Source organism: Streptomyces sp. NPDC026515 (genome assembly GCF_055567595.1).
Genome location: NZ_JBVHQD010000041.1, coordinates 1 through 18,506 on the forward strand (window position 1 = coordinate 1; position 18,506 = coordinate 18,506).

The window sequence follows — 18,506 nt, forward strand, 5'->3', positions numbered from 1 at the left end:
GACGCGCCCCTTCAGGGGCGCGGGGAACTGCGACCGGCCACGACGGCGCCACACCCGGCGACGGACCGGAACCGGCGTGACCGATCACCGCCACGGCGGGCCGCGGCACCGCGCAGCGGACCGTCAGGTCAGTGCGGCGACCTTTTCCCGGTACCCCTTCACCGGCGCCGCGTCCTTGTACGGCTCCAGCCGGCGCTCGAAGTCCCTGACGTACTCGATCGCGCGCACCGAGCGCATCTCCGCCGCGGCGCCCGCCGCCTCCGCGCCGAGCGTGCACGCCTGGTCGAGTTCGCCGAGGCCCAGACGGGCCGTGGCGAGGACGATCCGGCAGAAGAGGCGGCTGCGCGCGTAGGAGGGCGCACGGAGCTGCAGCGAGCGCTCCGCGTGCTGCGCGGACGCCCGGAACTGCTGGAGATCCCGGTGGCAGTGGCCGAGCTCGTCGGCGAGCTGCGCCTCGTCGAAGAAACGGGCCCAGTGGGGCACGTCGTCGCCGGGCCGGGCGGTCTCCAGGGCGCGTTCGGCCCGGACCAGCGCGCCGGTGCACGCCCGTACCTCGCCGAGGACCCCGTGCGCGCGGGCCTCGGCCGCGTGCAGGAGCGCCTGCACGATCGGCGGGGCGCTGGTGCCCACGCCCTGCTGGGCCACCCGCGCCAGCTGCACCGCCTCCCGGCCGTGGCCGAGGTAGACGGCCTGGCGGCTCATGGTGACCAGCACATAGGAGCCGTAGGAGCGGTCCCCGGCGGCCTGGGCCAGGCGCAGGGACTGGACGAAGTACCGCTGGGCGAGCCCGTGCGCGGCGATGTCGTACGACGTCCAGCCGGCCAGCCGGGTCAGGTCGGCGGCCGCGCCGAACAGCTTGCGGCCGGTCTGCTCGCCGTACGTGCCGCGCAGCATCGGCTCGCACTCGTGCTCCAGGTAGCGCACCAGGGCCTGCCGGGCGTGCCCGCCGCCGTACGCGTCGTCGAGCGTACGGAACAGTTCGCCGACCGAGCGCAGCGCGGCGATGTCCCCGCCGGTGACCCGCTGGCCGGGCCCGCGTTCGGCCTGGCCGCGCGGGCGTCCCGGCGCCGCGGGTGTCTGCCTGGGCACGGCGGCGGGCCGGGTCTGCGCCGGGACCCGGGCCACCGCCGCCGGTGCCGGTTCGCCGCGGGCCACCCGGTCGTCCGCGCGGCCGATCAGCCAGTCCCGGCTGGGCACCACGAGCCCGGCCGGGGTGAACGCGATCTTGCGGAGCTCGGCGTGGCTGCCGGAGTCCTTGCGCCACAGCCCGCTGACGATGTCGACGGCCTCCTCGGGGGAGGACGCGAACTCCAGCCCGGCGTACACCGGGGCGCAGGCGTCCAGGCCCAGGTCCTGGGCGGTGAGCCGGCGGCCCAGGCGCCGGGTGAAGACCTCGGCGATCAGGGCGGGGGTCGTGCCCCGGGGCTGCTGGCCGCGCAGCCATCGGGTGACCGACGTCTTGTCGTATCTGAGGTCCAGCCCGTGTTCGAGACCGAGCTGGTCGACCCGACGGGCCAGACCCGCGTTGGAGAACCCTGCTTCTGCGATGAGCGCGGCGAGCTGGCGGTTGGGGGTGCGCTGCGCGGGTCGGTCGGTCATCTGGGGTGCGGTCTCCTGCCTTCTGGCTCAGCTCGGTAGCTTGTGCCCGGATTGCCGGTGAGCAGCCCTTTTGGCGCTCTTGAACGGCGCGAATGTAGCGGAGAGTGAGCAGCAGGTCGCACATCTCGACCTTCATTCATCCGATCGTGTGAGGATTGACCCCAGGGCTGACGCGCGACGGGCGGACGTACAGTGGCTTGGGCGCGTTATGTGCCTGACACACCCATCGCCCGAGGGAGGCGCTTGCCGTGAGTGAGTTGCGGTTCGTCCGTATGGGGTTCGGCGCGGACGCCGTCGAGTACCAGGAGGCCTGGGACGAGCAGCGCCGGGTGCACGCGGCGCGGTTCGCCGACGAGACGCCCGACACAGTGCTCCTGCTCGAACACCCTCCGGTGTACACGGCGGGCCGGCGCACCGCGGACAGCGAGCGGCCGCTGGACGGCACCCCGGTCATCGACGTGGACCGCGGCGGCAAGATCACCTGGCACGGTCCGGGCCAGCTGGTGGGCTACCCGATCCAGAAGCTCCCGCGCCCGGTGGACGTGGTCGCGCACGTACGGCGCCTGGAGGAGGCACTGATCCGCGTCTGCGCCGAGTTCGGCCTGGAGACCACCCGGGTCGAGGGGCGCAGCGGGGTGTGGGTGCTCGGCGACCCCGTCGAGCGGCGGCCGGCGCTCGGGGGCCTGTCCCTGGACTTCGACCCCCGGCTGCAGGACGAGGAGTTCGACCCCCGCCTCGACGGCCCGGAGTACGCGCCCTCCAACGCCGGGCAGCGCCGCGAGGACCGGAAGATCGCCGCGATCGGTATCAGGGTGGCCAAGGGCGTCACGATGCACGGCTTCGCGCTCAACGTGAACCCGGACAACAAGTGGTTCGACCGGATCATCCCGTGCGGCATCCGGGACGCCGGAGTGGCCTCCCTGGCGGCCGAGCTGGGCCGGGACGTGACGATCGCGGAGGTCCTGCCGGTGGTGGAGCGCCACCTGAAGGACGTCCTCGAGAACGCGGAGCTCAAGCCGCGCGAGATCGAGAAGACCCCCGCCTGACTTAGGGAATGCGCCCTGCGGCCGAGGGGTTGGCCTCCACGGAAGGGCCCAGCAATCACGGGCGTACCCTGGTGTACGCCGAGGAATCGAAGTTACAGGGAGCCGACGTGTCCGCAGTCACACCCGACGGACGCAAGATGCTGCGCCTGGAGGTCCGGAACGCCCAGACCCCCATCGAGCGCAAGCCCGAGTGGATCAAGACCCGGGCGAAAATGGGCCCCGAGTACACGAAGATGCAGAACCTCGTGAAGAGCGAGGGCCTGCACACGGTCTGCCAGGAAGCCGGCTGCCCGAACATCTACGAGTGCTGGGAGGACCGCGAGGCGACCTTCCTCATCGGCGGCGACCAGTGCACCCGGCGCTGCGACTTCTGCCAGATCGACACCGGGAAGCCCGAGGCGCTCGACCGCGACGAGCCGCGCCGCGTGGGCGAGTCCGTGGTCGCCATGGACCTGAACTACGCCACCATCACCGGCGTCGCCCGCGACGACCTGGAGGACGGCGGCGCCTGGCTGTACGCCGAGACGGTGCGCCAGATCCACGCGCAGACGGCGGAGCGCGAGGCCGGCCGCACCAAGGTCGAGCTGCTCGCCCCGGACTTCAACGCCGTCCCGGAGCTGCTCCGCGAGGTCTTCGAGTCCCGTCCCGAGGTGTTCGCGCACAACGTCGAGACGGTGCCCCGGATCTTCAAGCGGATCCGTCCCGGCTTCCGCTACGAGCGTTCGCTGAAGGTCATCACCGAGGCCCGCGACTTCGGCCTGGTCACCAAGTCCAACCTCATCCTCGGCATGGGCGAGACCCGCGAGGAGGTCTCCGAGGCGCTGCGGCAGCTGCACGAGGCCGGCTGCGAGCTGATCACCATCACGCAGTACCTGCGCCCGAGCGTGCGGCACCACCCGGTGGAGCGCTGGGTCAAGCCGCAGGAGTTCGTGGAGCTGAAGGAGGAGGCCGAGCAGATCGGCTTCTCCGGGGTGATGTCCGGGCCGCTGGTCCGCTCCTCCTACCGGGCCGGGCGCCTGTACGGGATGGCGATGGAGCTGCGTCAGACGGACGCTCCCCGGCGGGGCGGCTCCCTCACCGCCGCGCAGACTGTGTGAACTCGCGCACAAGTTACTACCGGCCAGTAATGACCGAATGACCGCGGTCCTGACCGTCCTCGCTGATGAGGACGCCCGTCAGGACCGCGTCGGCGTGCGGGGGCCGCGTATCAAGGTTTCATTGGTGTTTGACCGGTCGGTCACGCCCTGGTAACACCGAACAGTGACCCTGGAATCACAGCACGTACACCCACGCCGAGGGAGAACCTTCACCATGCAGGCCGCGCCCGTCCGCGCCAACGCCATCCCGTCCCTCACCGACGCACTGCGCGCCGTCGAGTCCCTCCTGATGAGCGGCGGCCAGCGCACCGCCCGCCAGAACGCCTGGACCTCCGTGCTCGAGGACCGCCGTCGCGCCAAGGACCGGGTCGAGGCGCAGCGCTTCCTGGAGCAGGTCGCCGGCCGCCCCTGACGGCCTCCCCCAGCCCTTCTCCAGCCCTTCCCGGGCACTGCCGTCGAAGGCACTCCCGGGGCCACGTAGACTTCGGGGCATGGCGAGGAAGGAACCCGCAGCGGACGCTGCGAATGCGGGACGACTGAAGCAGATCGTCCTGACGTACAAGATGACCCGCAAGGCCGACAAGGTGATCGGTCTTGTACTTGCGGGTGTCGGTCTCGGCACCCTTGCCGTCTTCCTCGTGATCGGCTTCCTGATCGGCCATCCGGTCTATCTGGGCATCCTGGGCCTGCTGCTCGCCTTCCTCGCGACGGCCATCGTCTTCGGCCGCCGGGCCGAGCGGGCGGCTTTCGGCCAGATGGAGGGCCAGCCGGGCGCCGCGGCCGCCGTTCTGGACAACATCGGGCGGGGCTGGACGACGACCCCGGCGGTGGCGATGAACCGCAACCAGGACGTGGTGCACCGGGCCGTCGGCAAAGCCGGCATCGTCCTGGTCGCCGAGGGCAACCCGAACCGGGTGAAGACCCTGCTGGCCGCCGAGAAGAAGAAGATGGCCCGGATCGTGGCCGATGTGCCGGTGCACGACGTGATCGTGGGCACCGGCGAGGGCCAGGTCGACCTGAAGAAGCTGCGGACCACGATGCTCAAGTTCCCGCGGGTCCTGAGCGGTCCCCAGGTGACGACCACCAACGACCGGCTGCGGGCGATGGGCGACCTGATGAGCAACATGCCGCTGCCGAAGGGCCCGATGCCCAAGGGCATGCGGATGCCCAAGGGCGGGCCGCGGGGGCGGTAGAACACGCCAGCGGATCCGGGGCGCGGTGGTCGAGTGCGACCGCCGCGCCTTCGTCGTTTCCCGCGCGGTCCGGAGGACACGCCGCCGAACAGAGCATCCGGCGGGTTATCGGGTCATCTGCTCTTAACCTGACCAATGTGACAAAACGCCATATCACATACCTCGCGTGCAGCGCCGCCCTGTGCGGCTCCCTCCTCGGCGCCGCTCCGGCGACCGCCACGCACCACGTTTTCCTGGTGCATCCGGGCGAGTCCATCCAGAAGGCGGTCGACGCCGCCAGGCCCGGCGACACCGTCATGGTGCTGGCCGGCACGTACCGCCAGAGCGTCCGGGTGACCAAGTCCGACCTCACCCTGAGCGGCGTGGGCCCGGCGACCGTGCTCCAGCCGGTCAAGAAGGCGAAGAAGGCCAGGAAGGCCACGTCGGGGAAGGCCGCCGCCGGGAAGTCCTGCGCGGAGACGGGCAACGGCATCTGCGTGGTCGGCACCAAGAGCAGGCCCGTCGAGAACGTCACCATCACCCGGATGACCCTGACCGGGTTCTCCCGGACCGGGGTCATGGCGGCCGACACGGCCAACCTGAACGTGCACGGCGTGGCCGCCGTCAAGAACGGCCTGTGGGGCATCGCCGAAGAGCGCTCCGTGCGCAGCGCCTACCGGTACAACGTCATCCGGAGCAACGGCGACGCGGGGCTGTTCCTCGCCAACTCGATCACCACGGAGAAGGGTGCCACCGACACCCACGGCACGGTGGTCGAGCACAACCTGGTGGAGAAGAACCGGGTCGGCGTCACCGTGCGCCGGCTGCGCAACCTGACCGTCTCGGACAACTCGGTGAACGGCAACTGCGCGGGCGTCTTCGTCGTCGGCGACGAGAACAAGCCGAAGGCCGGCCGCATCGTCATCGCCGACAACCAGGTCGTCAAGAACAACAAGTACTGCAAGAAGACCGCCCGGCTGTTCTTCCTGCAGGGCTCCGGCATCGTCCTGACCGGCGCCGAGGACACCCTGGTGACCGGGAACACCGTCACCGGCAACTCCGGCAAGTCCCCGCTGTCCGGCGGCATCGTGGTCTTCAAGAGCTTCGTGGGCGCCACCAGCGACAAGAACCAGGTCACCCGCAACAAGCTGTCGGGCAACGCTCCCGCCGACCTGATCAACCAGGAAGCCGCCAAGCACGGCAACAAATTCAAGAGCAACAGCTGCAAGAAGTCCAAGCCCGCGGGTCTGTGCTGACCTGACAGCCGTACGACCCCGAAGGAAGGAAGGCGGCACATGACCGCACCAGCACGCGACCTCTCGGCGCCGGCGACGGAGCCGACGCGCCAGGACGCGCCGCCCCCGTCGATGCGGCTGCGCGAGCTCGTGTTCGGGGCGGCCTGTGCCGCCGCCGTCCGCGCGGCCGCCCGGCTGCGCGTCGCGGACGCGCTCGGGGACGCCCCGATGACCGTGGAGAGCCTGGCGTCCGCGGTGCAGACCGACCCCCGGCCGCTGCGCCGGCTGCTGCGCGCCCTGTCCTGCTACGGCGTCTTCGCCGAGCGTCCGGACGGGACGTTCGCCCACACCGAGACCTCCCGGCTGCTGCGCGAGGACGACCCGCACAGCCTGCGGTACATCGCCCTGTGGTGCACCGAGCCGTGGACCTGGGACGCCTGGCCGAAGCTCGACGAGGCGGTGCGCAGCGGCCGCAACGTCATCGAGGACCTCTACGGCAAGGAGTTCTTCGTCTACCTGAACGAGGACGCCCCGGAGTCGGCGGACGTCTTCAACCGGGCGATGACCACCTCCAGCGAGCAGTCGGCCCGTGAGGTCGCGGCCCTGCTCGACCTGTCCGGCAGCCGCTCGGTCGCGGACCTCGGCGGCGGACAGGGGCACGTGGTGGCCTGCCTGCTGGACAAGTACCCGGCGATGAAGGGCTACCTGCTGGATCTGCCGAAGGTGGTGGAGAAGGCCCTGCCGCGGCTGCGCGCGGGCGGTGACCTGGAGGACCGGGCACGGATCGTGCCGGGTGACATCCGGGAGGCCGTGCCGGTCGACTCGGACGTCTACATCATCAAGAACATCCTGGAGTGGGACGACGAGTCCACCGCGCAGCTGCTGGCCAACGTGGTCGCGGCGGGCGGCCCCGGGGCCCGGGTCGTGGTGATCGAGAACCTGGTCGACGACACCCCGTCGATGCGGTTCAGCACCGCGATGGACCTGCTGCTGCTCCTGAACGTCGGCGGTGCCAAGCACACCACCGACAGCATGGTGCGCCGGCTGACCGACGCGGGTCTGAGCGTCAACGACATCCGCCCGGTCAACCCGTACCTGCACGCCTTCGACTGCATGGTGCCCGCCTGAGGCAGGCCCCGGACATGCCGGTGCCGGGCCCGCGTCGTGCGCGGGTCCGGCACCGTCGGCGTACGGCGGTACGACGGTTCACACACCGCCGTCGCGCTCCCAGAGGTAGAAGCGCTGCGCCATCGCGTCCTTCGGGGAACGCCAGGTCTCCGGGTCGTACGCGCTGACGTACGCCGTGAGGCGCTCGCTGATGCCCTTGAACTCGGGGTGCGAGGTGACCTTGGCGATGGCGGGTCCGGGCTCGCGCTCGGACTCGACGAGGTGCATGTACACATCGCCGAACTGGAAGAGGCTGCGCCGGACCACCCCGACGAGGTGCGGCAGCTCTCCCCGGTCGGACTCCGCGAACACCTTCGCGATGTCGGGAGCGGAGCCCGGCGCCATACGGGCGACGATCAGGGCTTGGTGCACGGTGTCCTCCGCTCAGTCGGCCAGGGCCGGGTCGGGGCGCCGGCCGGTGGCCGCCTTCTCGATCTTGTCCCGGATCAGGGCCATCTGGACCTTGGAGTTCCGGTTGATGTTGTCGGTCATCCACTCGTCGTCGACGGGGGCTTCCGGCTTCATGGCGAAGTCCTGGGTCCAGACCATCCGGGTGCCGGCGGGGACCTCCTCGTACTGCCAGACGATGTCCATGTGCGCGAACGGGCCGGTCTCGACCCGGCGGGCCTTGACCCGCAGGCCGCGGCGGTCCGTCTCGCGCTCGGAGACCCAGCTCCACACCTTGCCGTTCTCGTCGGGGTGCATGGTCAGCCGGAAGGTGACCTTGTTCCCCTCCTGCTCGAGGATGTCGGCGGCGGCGTACTCGCTGAACAGCTGGGGCCAGTTGGCCACGTCGTTGGTCATGTCCCAGACCAGGTCGACGGGCGCGGCGATGGTGATCTCGTTCTGGGTGTGTCCGGTCATGTCAGGCTCCCGCGGGCATGGCGCTGTTGACGAGGTCGAGGAACTGGCGGGGGGTCTTGCACCGCTCGGCGTCCACCGGCATGGGCACGCCGTGCCGGTTCTCCAGCTCGCCGACGATGCCGAGCAGGCCGAGCGAGTCGACGCCGAGGGCGTCGAAACCGCTGTCCGCCCGGTCCTGGAGGTCGGCCGGGGCGACGGTGACGCCGGCGGCCTTCTTCATGAGTTCGGACAGTTCGTCCACGGTGATGGACATGGGGACTCCTCCTTCTTCGCTGCTGGGCAGCTGTCTCTTCTCCGGCTCACCCGGCCGCGCCGTGCCGCAGCACGAGTGCCGAGTTCGACCCCATGAGTCCCCGGCTGAGGACCAGCGCCGTGCGTGGTGCGGCGGCGCGGGCGCTGCCGGTCACGAGGTCGAGGTCGTGGCAGATGTCGTGGACACCCGGGGTCGGCGGGATCAGGCCGTGTTCCATGGCGAGGACCGCCGCGGCGGTGTCCAGCACGGGGGCCGCGCAGTACCCCCGGCCGATCCCGGTCTTGGGCGCGGTGACGGGCACCCGCCTGCCGTGCGTGCCGAGCACGTCGGTGATGGCCAGCGCCTCCGCCCGGTCGGCCGCCGGCACGCCGAGGGCGTCGGCGAAGACCACGTCGATCTCCTCGGGGGCGCAGCCGGCCTCGGCGAGGGCGCCGCGGATCGCCTCGGCGAGCCCGGCCCGCGACTCGGCCCAGCGGGAGGCCCCGGTGAAGGTCGACGCGTGTCCGTCGATGGTGGCCCGGACCGGCAGTCCGCGTCTGCGGGCCGAGCCGGTGTCCTCCACGACGAGCATGGCGCCGCCCTCGGCCGGCACGAACCCGCAGGCCTGTTCGGTGAACGGACGGTAGGCGCGGGCCGGGTCGGTCTCCCGGCTGAGTTCCTCGTAGCCGAGCTGGCAGACCATCGAGTACGGAGCTATGGGCGCCTCGGTGGAACCGGCCACGATGACGTCGGTACCGCGTCGCACCGCGCGGGCGGCGTGCGCCAGGGCGTCCAGGCCGCCGGCCTCGTCGGCGGCGACGACCGAGCAGGGCCCCTTGAAGCCGCGCCTGATGGAGATCTGGCCGGTGCTGGCCGCGTAGAACCAGGCGATGGACTGGTAGGGGCCGACGAACCGGCTGCCCTTGCCCCAGAGCCGCTGGAGCTCGCGCTGGCCGAACTCGCCGCCGCCGGAGCCGGCCGCGGTGACCACGCCGACGTCGAACGGCGAACCGTCGGTGTCGGCGCGGCCGAGCCGGGCGTCTTCGAGTGCCAGGTCGGCCGCGGCCATCGCGAAGTGCGTGAAGCGGTCGGTCTGGACGATGAGGCGTTCCGCGACGGCGGCCGCCGGGTCGAAGTCACGGACCTCGCCGGCCACCTTCATGGGCAGGTGATCGCAGCCGTCGCGGGTCACCTTGTCGAGGACGTTGCGTCCCTCCTGGACGGATTTCCAGAAGGTCTCCGTGCTGGTTCCGTTGGGCGCGACGACACCGATGCCGGTGACGGCCGCCCGTCGAGACCGGGGTTCGCTCATCGTGTCCGTCCTCTCTGCCGGGTCAGGATCACCGCGGACTGGAAGCCGCCGAACCCGCTGCCCACGGACAGGACGCCGCCCAGGGGCCGTTCGCGGGCGACCCGGGGCACGTAGTCGAGGTCGCACTCGGGATCGGGGGTCTCGTAGTTCGCGGTGGGCGGGACGACCTGGTGGGCCAGGGCGAGCACGCAGGCGACGACCTCGATCGCGCCGATCGCGCCGAGCGAGTGGCCCACCATGGACTTGATGGAGCTCATGGGCGTGCTGTACGCGTGCTGCCCGAGCGCCTTCTTCACGGCCGCGGTCTCGTGGCGGTCGTTCTGCCGGGTGCCCGAGCCGTGCGCGTTGACGTAGTCGATGGCGGTGGGGTCGAGGCGGGCGTGGTCGAGAGCGGTCTCGATGGCGCGGGCCATCTCCAGGCCCTCGCTGGTGAGACCGGTCATGTGGTAGGCGTTGCCGAAGGTGGCGTAGCCGTCGAGCTGGCAGTAGATGTGCGCGCCGCGGGCCTTGGCGTGCTCCAGCTCCTCCAGGACGAGCACCGCGCCGCCCTCCCCCATGACGAAGCCGTCACGGCGGTTGTCGAAGGGGCGCGAGGCGTGCTCGGGGTCGTCGTTGTTCGGGGAGGTGGCCTTGATCGCGTCGAAGCAGGCCATGGTGATGGGTGAGATCGGGGAGTCCGAGGCACCGGCGATGCAGATGTCGGCGCGCCCCTCCTGCACGGTGTGGAAGGCGTAGCCCACGGCGTCCAGGCCCGAGGTGCAGCCGGTGGAGACGGTCTGTACCGGACCCTGGGCGCCGAAACGTTCCGCCACCGCGGAGGCAAGGGTGCTCGGGGAGAACGCCCGGTGCAGCTGGGGCTGCGCCTGCCGGTGGTCCACGTCCCAGTGCTGACCGCCGGCGCTCACCAGGACGTAGTCGTGCTCCAGACGGGTGGTTCCACCGACCGCCGTGCCCAGGGACACCCCGACCCGCCAGGGGTTCTCCCTGGCCAGGTCGAGACCGGAGTCCCGGACCGCCTCGTCACCGGCGACCAGGGCGAACTGTATGTATCGGTCCGCCCGTTCGATCTCCTCCGTGGCAAGCCCGTGCGCCGCCGGGTCGAAGTCGCACTCGGCCGCGATCCGCGACCTGAGGCCGGAGGGGTCGAAGAAGGTGATGCCGCGCGTCGCGGTCCGGCCGGAGGCGAGCAAGTCCCAGAACGCCGGTACGCCCACACCCCCCGGAGCCACGATGCCTATGCCCGTAACCGCCACGCGCCGGGTCACGACCGGACCTGCCCCACGGCGACGGCGGCTTCCGTCTCCTCCGTGTCGACGTGGCCCAGCGCCGGGCGGGGTGCCAGCGGGCCGAGGTGGAAGACGATCCGGGCCTCGGCGCTGCCGACGTTGCGGAAACGGTGCTTCATGTTGATGGGGATCATCAGGCCCTGCTCGGGCCGCAGCGGGTGCGGCTCGCCGTCCAGGTCGACCTCCATCTCACCGCAGACCACGTACACGAATTCCTCGGAGTACGGGTGGTAGTGCTCGGCGATCCGGTCGCCCGGCTGCACGATGGCCACACCCATGAAACCGCTGGTGGAACCGACCGTGGCCGGGGTGAGCATGGCGCGCAGGTCGCCGCCGCGCCGCGTGTTGGGCTCGATCTCGCTGAGATCCACGATCTTGGGAATGGGCTTCATCTCTAGTTCCTCCGTGGGGGTGATCCGGCGGTGGGGGGAGTCAGGCGTCGGGCGAGCGGCGGTCGGTGAGGAGCCTCATCCGCACCGCCTCCCCGTCCAGCAGTGCGGTCAGCGCGTGGGCCGGGACGGTGTCCACGGGGGTGCCGGGCCGCTGCTCGACCAGCCGTACGACGATGTCGTCACGCTGGAAGACCGTGCTGTGCAGCACCGGGCTGGCCGGGTCCTCGGCCGATGCCTCGTCCTGCTGCGCCAGCAGCTCGGCGAGCCGCAGCCCGCAGCCCGGACGGGCCGGGTAGCAGAGCGCGTGGCGGTCGCCCTCGGCCAGCTCCTCGGCGACGACGTGGTGCACGGCCGGCAGCGCCGCCCGGGTGAAGAACAACCGTGCGGATTCCTGGTCGTTGAGGTCCCGGTCCTGCTCCAGGTAGGGGTTGATGGCCTCCTCGACGGCCCGCACCTCGGGCTGCCGGGCGACATGGCGCAGGGCGGCCATCAGGTCGCCGCGCACCTCGATGGCCCGCACCACCCGGTTGCCGTGCATGAACAGCGAGGTCCGGCACAGGCGGGTGGAGTCGTCGACCTCCGGCTGCGGCGAGGCGTAGTCCGAGAGCAGCTTCGCGACCTTCTCCTCGCTGCCCGGCCGGACCGTGAAGGTGAGCGCGTGGCGGATCACGCCGTCGCCCACCCGCGGCCCGTCCTGCAGGATCCGCTCCGCGTCCGCCGACGGGCCGCCGGTCTCACGGACCACCTGGAAACGCAGCGAACGGGTGTCCCGGACGCAGCTGTGCAGCGGCTTCACCATCTCCACGTGCTCCTCGCTGTTCACCCAGGCGAGGAACGGCGGGGCGCTCTCCCACTCGCTGGTGATCAGCCACTGGGAGGGGTTCTCGATCGACTGGCAGAGCTGGTCGCTGACGTGCCCGGGCACCTTGGCGACCTGGCTGCCCAGCTGCTCGTAGGCCTCCAGGAACTGCTGCTGCGCGCCGTCGAAGACGTCCACGAGCAGGACGACCCGGAGCCGGGAGCCGTCGAAGACGGTCTGGGAGACCCGTTTCGACACCGGGCGGGTCAGCTTTTCCGAAACCTTTTCCGAGATCGTCGTCATGCTTCGCACATCTCCTTCGCTGGGGCAGCGGCCTACGCCTCCGCCGATGACGCGGCGTCAGCGCTTCTTGATCCTGTGCCGGTCCTCGGAAGCGCGCGACTCGCGTGAACCAGGTGGGTGATTGCGCACGCGGAACCCCTCCGAACGGCGCGGAAGGGGCATGGAAGTCCCAAGGCACCTGACGCCCCGCCACCCGTTCCTGGAGTTCCCGATGCAGCACAGAACCGATCACCAGGTCCCCGTCCTCGTCGTGGGCGGCTCCCTCGTGGGCCTGTCCATGTCCCTGTTCCTGGGCCGTCTAGGCGTACGGCACATGCTGATCGAGCGGCACTCCGGGACCTCGGTCCACCCCCGTGGCCGGGGCAACAACGTGCGGACCATGGAGCTGTTCCGGAAGGCCGGCATCGAGCCCGGCATCAAGTCCGCCGCCTCACTCCTCGCCGACAACCACGGCATCCTGCAGGCCCCGACGCTGGCCGGCGACGCCGGCGACTGGCTGTTCAGGGAGATCGACCCCGGCGGCGGCATCGCGAGATTCAGCCCTACGGGTTGGTGCCTGTGCAGCCAGAACGACCTGGAGCCGGTGCTGCGCCAGGCGGCCGAGTCCCTCACCGGCGAGCTGCGCTACTTCCACGAGATGGAGTCCTTCGAGCAGGACCCCGAAGGAGTGACCGCGTACGTCCGCGACCGTGACTCCGACCGGATGTACACCGTCCGCGCGGACTACCTGGTCGCCGCCGACGGGCCGCGCAGCCCGGTCCGGGGCCGGCTAGGCATCGGCCAGACGGGCCCCGGCGACCTGTTCGCCAACGTGAGCATCACCTTCCGCTCCAAGCTTCTCGCGCACACGGTCGGGGACCGGCGGTTCATCTGCTGCTACCTCACCGGCCCGGAGGCGGACGGCGCGCTGCTGCCCGTCGACAACAAGGAGCGCTGGGTCTTCCACGCCCCCTGGCACCCCGAACGCGGCGAAACCCTCGAGGAGTTCACCGAGGAGCGGCTCACCCGGCACATCCGCCGGGCGGTGGGCGTTGCCGACCTCGACGTCGAGATCACCGGCCGTGCCTCCTGGCGGGCGGCCGAACGGGTCGCCGAACGGTACGCGGACCGGCGGGTCTTCCTGGCCGGCGACTCGGCGCACGAGATGTCGCCGACCGGCGCGTTCGGCTCCAACACCGGCATCCAGGACGCGCACAACCTGGCGTGGAAGCTGGCGGCCGTGCTCGACGGCTGGGCAGGCCCCGGGCTGCTGGAGTCGTACGACGCCGAGCGCCGCCCGGTCGCCGTCGCCACCAGCGCCCGCGCCTCGGCCCGCTCGGTGGAGCACAGCCACCCCGGGTTCGCGCCCGCGCCCGGCATCGGTGCCGGCAAGCGCGACGGGATCCTCAACATCGTCCTCGGCTACCGGTACCCGAAGGGCGCGGTCGTCGGCGCGGACCCGGGCGAGCCGGTCGTACCCGATGGGATGAACCTGACCGGCCGGCCGGGCAGCCGGGCCCCCCATCTGTGGCTGCGGCGCGCGGGCGAACGGCTCTCCACGCTGGACCTGTACGAGCGGTCCCTGGTGCTGCTCAGCGACGCGGGCTCCGCGGCGGGCGCGGCCTGGCACGCGGCGGCCCGCCGGATCGCGGACACGGAGCGGCTCCGGCTGGACACGTACCGCATCGGGGCGGCGGGGGCCGACCTCGTCCCGGACGAGGCGGGCACGGACTGGGCCGAGGCGCACGGCACGACGGCGGACGGCGCGGTCCTGGTGCGCCCGGACGGATTCGTGGCCTGGCGCTCGGACGGCGCGGTGGCGGACCCGGAGGGAGAACTGCGCGACGTGCTGTCCCGGCTGCTGCGGAGCAGGTGAGCCGCCCCGCGAGGGGCGCTGGGGGCACCCCCGGCCGAAGGCTGGGGGAGGAACGGTGCGACCGGCCCCAGTGGCCCGCGGCTACATACGGACCTCGACGGTCTTCGCCAGCCGGTCGTGGAGCCCCCTGCCGTCGCGGTCCCACACCAGCGCCGGGACGGCCAGGCACAGCAGCACCGTGCGGGCCAGCGCGCGCAACGGCTGCACCCGTCCCGTCTCCACGCCGACCACCCGCAGCCGGAACAGCCGCTTGCCCGGCGTGAAGCCGATGGTACCGACGGTGAGGACCCCGAGGACGAGGAAGACGAGCAGCGCCCAGTTGCCGGTGGCCGGGCTGTAGCCGTCGGTGATCAGGCCGTATGCGATCAAGACGCACAGCGCCCAGTCCACGACCAGCGCGCCGAGCCGCCGCCCCGGGCGGGCGATGGAGCCCGGCCCGTCCTCCGGCAGACCGAGCTGCTCGCCCCGGTACCCGAACTCCGCACCGGCCTCCTCCATGGCCGCGCGGGGCCCGGAGAGCCACGATCCCATTGCTTGCCTGTTGTCCACCCGGACACGGTACTGCGCGGGCGGACGGGCGGTGCCCGGCGGGGTGCTCCGGAGCTACGGTGGAACAAGGCCGGTTAACTTCAGCGAAACAAATGGGTCACGCCCGAGAAATCACCCGTCCCTAGGGTCGGGGACAGCGTGTGCCACCGCACTGGCCGCACGAACGAACTACCACCCCGGCGCGGGAACGCCCGGAAGTAGGAGGAGCTGGATGTTCCAGAACGCCGACGAGACCAAGAAGTTCATCGCGGACGAGGACGTCAAGTTCGTCGACGTCCGATTCTGCGACCTGCCGGGCGTCATGCAGCACTTCACGGTGCCCGTCGATGCGTTCGACCCGGACGAGGAGCTCGCCTTCGACGGATCCTCGATCCGCGGGTTCCAGGCGATCCACGAGTCCGACATGGCGCTGCGCGCGGACCTGTCGACGGCGCGGATCGACCCCTTCCGCCGCGACAAGACGCTCAACATCAACTTCTTCATCCACGACCCGATCACGGGCGAGCAGTACTCCCGCGACCCGCGCAACGTGGCGAAGAAGGCCGAGGCCTACCTCGCGTCGACCGGCATCGCCGACACCGCGTACTTCGGCCCCGAAGCCGAGTTCTACGTCTTCGACTCCGTCCGCTTCGCGACCACCGCGAACGAGTCCTTCTACCACATCGACTCCGAGGCGGGTGCCTGGAACACCGGCGCCCTGGAGGACAACCGTGGTTACAAGGTCCGCTACAAGGGCGGCTACTTCCCGGTCCCGCCGGTCGACCACTTCGCCGACCTGCGCGCGGAGATCTCCCTGGAGCTGGAGAAGAACGGCCTGAAGGTCGAGCGCCAGCACCACGAGGTGGGCACCGCCGGCCAGGCGGAGATCAACTACAGGTTCAACACCCTGCTCGCCGCCGCCGACGACCTGCAGCTCTTCAAGTACATCGTGAAGAACGTGGCGTGGCGCAACGGCAAGACCGCGACCTTCATGCCGAAGCCGATCTTCGGTGACAACGGCTCGGGCATGCACGTGCACCAGTCGCTGTGGGCCAACGGCGACCCGCTGTTCTACGACGAGGCCGGCTACGCGGGCCTGTCGGACACCGCCCGCTACTACATCGGCGGCATCCTCAGGCACGCCCCGTCGCTGCTCGCCTTCACCAACCCGACGGTGAACTCCTACCACCGTCTCGTGCCCGGCTTCGAGGCCCCGGTGAACCTGGTGTACTCGCAGCGCAACCGGTCGGCCGCGATGCGTATCCCGATCACGGGTTCGAACCCGAAGGCCAAGCGCGTCGAGTTCCGTGCGCCCGACTCCTCCGGCAACCCGTACCTGGCCTTCTCGGCGCTGCTGCTCGCGGGCCTGGACGGCATCAAGAACAAGATCGAGCCGGCCGAGCCGATCGACAAGGACCTCTACGAGCTGGCCCCCGAGGAGCACGCGGGCGTCCCGCAGGTCCCGACCTCGCTCCCGGCCGTCCTCGACCGTCTGGAGGCCGACCACGAGTTCCTGCTCGCGGGCGACGTCTTCACGCCGGACCTGATCGAGACGTGGATCGACTTCAAGCGCACCAACGAGATCGCCCCCCTCCAGCTGCGCCCGCACCCGCACGAGTTCGAGCTGTACTTCGACGTGTGACAGGCGCGCTCTCCGGCCACGGACGCCCCCGTTCCCGTTTCCCGGGACGGGGGCGCCGTCGTATCGTGCCTCGGTACTGATGTTCGACACGGGGGGACGCGGGATGTCCGGGCAGGGTGACGAGGAGCGGGAGTTCGACCTCAGGTGGGCCGCCGAGGCGGAGCGGAAGGAGCCGTCCGCGCGGGCCCGCATGCTGGCCGCCCGGTGGCGGGAGAACCCGCCCGGCCCGGTGCCGTTCCGGCCGGATCCGGGACCGGTGGCACCGCGGCGGTCGTCCTGGGTGTCGACGGTGCTGGTGCTGGGGTGCGTGGCGGCGGTGATCGTCCTGCTGGGCTGCCTGCAGACGCGTTCGCCGTACTAGAGAGGGACCTTTTGCCGCCCCTGGGGACGTTCGGAACCGTTCCATGGGCGTCGGCAGGTGCACACTGGACAGCGGGACGAGTGCCTGACTGCGGGGTGATGGCAGATGCAGAGCCGCTTCCGGAGCGACCGGCGACTGACCGTGCGGATGACGGTCACGCTGTTCCTGCTCGGATTGCTGTACGTGGGCTTCGTTGCCGCGTTGATCGTGTTGCTGAAGTCGTGGCTGCTGGTGGTCGTCCTGGTGGGCGCGATGTTCGTGGCGCAGTTCTGGTTCTCCGACCGGATCGCGATGTTCGCCATGCGCGGCCGGGTCGTGGAGCGCGAGGAGTATCCGCAGCTGCACGCGGTGGTGGACCGGCTGTGTGCCATCGCCGACATGCCGAAACCCGTGGTCGCCGTCTCCGAGATGGACATGCCCAACGCGTTCGCGACCGGGCGGAATCCCGACCACGCGGTCGTCTGTGTGACCACGGGGCTGCTGCGCCGGCTCGAGCCCGCCGAGCTGGAGGGGGTGCTCGCGCACGAGCTGTCGCACGTGGCGCACAAGGACGTCGCCGTGATCACGGTCGCGTCCTTCCTCGGAGTGATCGCGGGGCTGGTCGTGCGGTTCGCCTTCTACTCGCAGATCTTCGGCGGGGGCCGGCGGGACCAGAACACGGCCGCCGTCTTCGCCGCCGTCATCGGGGTCTCCGCGGCCGTGTACGCGATCAGTTTCCTGCTGATCAGGGCGCTGAGCCGGTATCGGGAGCTGGCCGCCGACCGGGCGGCCGCCCAGCTCACCGGCCGGCCCTCCGCGCTGGCGTCCGCGCTCACCAAGGTCTCCGGCGACATCGCCCGGATCCCGACCAAGGATCTCCGTACCGCCCAGGCCTTCAACGCCTTCTACTTCACTCCGGCGACCGGCAAGGAGCCCGGCATCGAGCGCTTCTTCTCCACACACCCGCCCCTGGAGCAGCGCCTTGAGCAGCTGGGGCGGATCTCGGCGGAGCTGGGTGAGGCGGCGACGCCCGGGAAGGCCGGGTGAGCATGGGCTTCCTGGACATCCTGCTCGGCCGCACCAAGCCCGTCGCCCCCGACCTCGACCAGTTGTTCGCACTGCCCTCGGCGGCGGTCACCCTGGAGGCGGCGGCCGGGTTCCGGCCCACCGGTGTGGGCGCGGTGTGCTTCGCCACCGTGGAGGGCGCGGCCTTCGAGCAGACCCACCGCGAGGTGCAGGCGCTCCTGGACGCGGACGCCGACCGGGGCGGCTCGCCCGTCGAGCTGAGCCAGGACGGTTACGGCTACTCCTGGCTGGTCTCGCGGCGCACCTCGGACCAGCTTCCGCAACTGGTCAACGACCTGCACGCGGTGAACAGTTCGATGGAGGTCAACGGCTTCGGCCCGCAACTGCTGTGTTCCCTGGCCTCCTTCGAGGACGAGCGCGGACGCGGGCTCGCGCTCGTCTACCTCTACAAGCGGGCGACGTTCTACCCCTTCGCGCCGCTGCCCGGGTCCGGTGAACGGCGGGACAGCGCACTGGAGTTGCAGGTCAAGGCGGCCCTCGCGAACGATCTGCGGATCGAGCAGGATCTCAGCCGCTGGTTCCCGGTGTGGGGCGCCCCCGGTCTCTGACCG

Annotated in this window: 20 protein-coding genes; 11 read left to right on the forward strand and 9 right to left on the reverse strand. The window is 70.9% G+C overall.

What is annotated here, in order from left to right:
* Positions 1–123 precede the first annotated feature (123 nt).
* The gene (locus ACZ4O3_RS42985; RefSeq protein ID WP_467727850.1) at positions 124–1,599 is read right to left on the reverse strand and encodes a regulator; all 1,476 of its coding nucleotides are present in this window, start codon (positions 1,597–1,599) and stop codon (positions 124–126) included.
* Positions 1,600–1,847: 248 nt separating this feature from the next.
* Here ACZ4O3_RS42985 and lipB point away from each other — a divergent pair, with 248 nt between their 5' ends.
* The 6 genes from lipB to ACZ4O3_RS43015 all read left to right on the forward strand — a co-directional run bounded on the left by lipB (position 1,848) and on the right by ACZ4O3_RS43015 (position 7,277).
* The gene (gene lipB, locus ACZ4O3_RS42990) at positions 1,848–2,645 is read left to right on the forward strand and encodes a lipoyl(octanoyl) transferase LipB (RefSeq protein ID WP_362722897.1); all 798 of its coding nucleotides are present in this window, start codon (positions 1,848–1,850) and stop codon (positions 2,643–2,645) included.
* A gap of 107 nt (positions 2,646–2,752) precedes the next feature.
* The gene (gene lipA, locus ACZ4O3_RS42995) at positions 2,753–3,742 is read left to right on the forward strand and encodes a lipoyl synthase (protein WP_362722899.1); all 990 of its coding nucleotides are present in this window, start codon (positions 2,753–2,755) and stop codon (positions 3,740–3,742) included.
* A gap of 214 nt (positions 3,743–3,956) precedes the next feature.
* Positions 3,957–4,154 carry an SCO2195 family GlnR-regulated protein gene (locus tag ACZ4O3_RS43000; RefSeq protein WP_384989726.1) on the forward strand — a complete coding sequence of 66 codons (198 nt, stop codon included), beginning with the start codon at positions 3,957–3,959 and terminating at the stop codon, positions 4,152–4,154.
* 79 nt (positions 4,155–4,233) lie between these two features.
* Complete coding sequence (locus ACZ4O3_RS43005; protein WP_384989727.1) at positions 4,234–4,935, forward strand: DUF4191 domain-containing protein; 702 nt, start codon at positions 4,234–4,236, stop codon at positions 4,933–4,935.
* 137 nt (positions 4,936–5,072) lie between these two features.
* Positions 5,073–6,170 (forward strand): right-handed parallel beta-helix repeat-containing protein, encoded by a 1,098-nt coding sequence (locus ACZ4O3_RS43010; RefSeq protein ID WP_467727853.1) that lies wholly within the window; start codon positions 5,073–5,075, stop codon positions 6,168–6,170.
* A 39-nt stretch (positions 6,171–6,209) separates the two neighbouring features.
* The gene (locus tag ACZ4O3_RS43015) at positions 6,210–7,277 is read left to right on the forward strand and encodes a methyltransferase (RefSeq protein WP_362722912.1); all 1,068 of its coding nucleotides are present in this window, start codon (positions 6,210–6,212) and stop codon (positions 7,275–7,277) included.
* A 78-nt stretch (positions 7,278–7,355) separates the two neighbouring features.
* Here the strand turns inward: ACZ4O3_RS43015 and ACZ4O3_RS43020 are convergent, their stop codons facing one another.
* From ACZ4O3_RS43020 to ACZ4O3_RS43050, 7 genes are read right to left on the reverse strand one after another with little or no spacing between them, the layout of a single operon-like run.
* Positions 7,356–7,688 (reverse strand): TcmI family type II polyketide cyclase, encoded by a 333-nt coding sequence (locus ACZ4O3_RS43020; protein ID WP_362722916.1) that lies wholly within the window; start codon positions 7,686–7,688, stop codon positions 7,356–7,358.
* A gap of 12 nt (positions 7,689–7,700) precedes the next feature.
* Positions 7,701–8,180, reverse strand: a complete 480-nt coding sequence (locus tag ACZ4O3_RS43025; RefSeq protein ID WP_384989732.1) for an SRPBCC family protein — start codon at positions 8,178–8,180, stop codon at positions 7,701–7,703.
* A gap of 1 nt (position 8,181) precedes the next feature.
* The gene (locus ACZ4O3_RS43030) at positions 8,182–8,433 is read right to left on the reverse strand and encodes an acyl carrier protein (RefSeq protein ID WP_362722922.1); all 252 of its coding nucleotides are present in this window, start codon (positions 8,431–8,433) and stop codon (positions 8,182–8,184) included.
* 46 nt (positions 8,434–8,479) lie between these two features.
* On the reverse strand, positions 8,480–9,724 hold the full coding sequence (locus ACZ4O3_RS43035) for a ketosynthase chain-length factor (RefSeq protein WP_384989734.1): 1,245 nt from the start codon (positions 9,722–9,724) through the stop codon (positions 8,480–8,482).
* Complete coding sequence (locus ACZ4O3_RS43040) at positions 9,721–10,989, reverse strand: beta-ketoacyl-[acyl-carrier-protein] synthase family protein (protein WP_362720913.1); 1,269 nt, start codon at positions 10,987–10,989, stop codon at positions 9,721–9,723. Before ACZ4O3_RS43040 ends, ACZ4O3_RS43035 begins: the two co-directional genes overlap by 4 nt.
* On the reverse strand, positions 10,986–11,402 hold the full coding sequence (locus ACZ4O3_RS43045; protein WP_362720910.1) for a cupin domain-containing protein: 417 nt from the start codon (positions 11,400–11,402) through the stop codon (positions 10,986–10,988). Before ACZ4O3_RS43045 ends, ACZ4O3_RS43040 begins: the two co-directional genes overlap by 4 nt.
* A 40-nt stretch (positions 11,403–11,442) precedes the next feature.
* Entirely contained in the window at positions 11,443–12,504 is a 1,062-nt protein-coding gene (locus ACZ4O3_RS43050; RefSeq protein ID WP_384989736.1) for a SchA/CurD-like domain-containing protein, read from the reverse strand.
* Between the two features lie 211 nt (positions 12,505–12,715).
* On the opposite strand from ACZ4O3_RS43050, the gene ACZ4O3_RS43055 reads away from it, so the two are divergent.
* Positions 12,716–14,359 carry an FAD-dependent monooxygenase gene (locus tag ACZ4O3_RS43055; protein ID WP_467727856.1) on the forward strand — a complete coding sequence of 548 codons (1,644 nt, stop codon included), beginning with the start codon at positions 12,716–12,718 and terminating at the stop codon, positions 14,357–14,359.
* Positions 14,360–14,440: 81 nt separating this feature from the next.
* On the opposite strand, the gene ACZ4O3_RS43060 is transcribed toward ACZ4O3_RS43055, so the two are convergent.
* On the reverse strand, positions 14,441–14,908 hold the full coding sequence (locus ACZ4O3_RS43060) for an RDD family protein (RefSeq protein ID WP_362726938.1): 468 nt from the start codon (positions 14,906–14,908) through the stop codon (positions 14,441–14,443).
* A 211-nt stretch (positions 14,909–15,119) separates the two neighbouring features.
* On the opposite strand from ACZ4O3_RS43060, the gene glnA reads away from it, so the two are divergent.
* The 4 genes from glnA (at position 15,120) to pspAB (ending at position 18,503) form a co-directional block, all read left to right on the forward strand.
* Entirely contained in the window at positions 15,120–16,529 is a 1,410-nt protein-coding gene (gene glnA, locus ACZ4O3_RS43065) for a type I glutamate--ammonia ligase (protein WP_362726941.1), read from the forward strand.
* 103 nt (positions 16,530–16,632) lie between these two features.
* Complete coding sequence (locus ACZ4O3_RS43070) at positions 16,633–16,890, forward strand: SCO2583/SCO2584 N-terminal domain-containing protein (protein ID WP_362726943.1); 258 nt, start codon at positions 16,633–16,635, stop codon at positions 16,888–16,890.
* A gap of 105 nt (positions 16,891–16,995) precedes the next feature.
* Positions 16,996–17,916, forward strand: coding sequence for a zinc metalloprotease HtpX (gene htpX, locus ACZ4O3_RS43075; RefSeq protein ID WP_362726946.1), 921 nt, complete (start codon positions 16,996–16,998; stop codon positions 17,914–17,916).
* Positions 17,917–17,918: 2 nt separating this feature from the next.
* The gene (gene pspAB, locus ACZ4O3_RS43080; protein WP_362726952.1) at positions 17,919–18,503 is read left to right on the forward strand and encodes a PspA-associated protein PspAB; all 585 of its coding nucleotides are present in this window, start codon (positions 17,919–17,921) and stop codon (positions 18,501–18,503) included.
* Positions 18,504–18,506 lie beyond the last annotated feature (3 nt).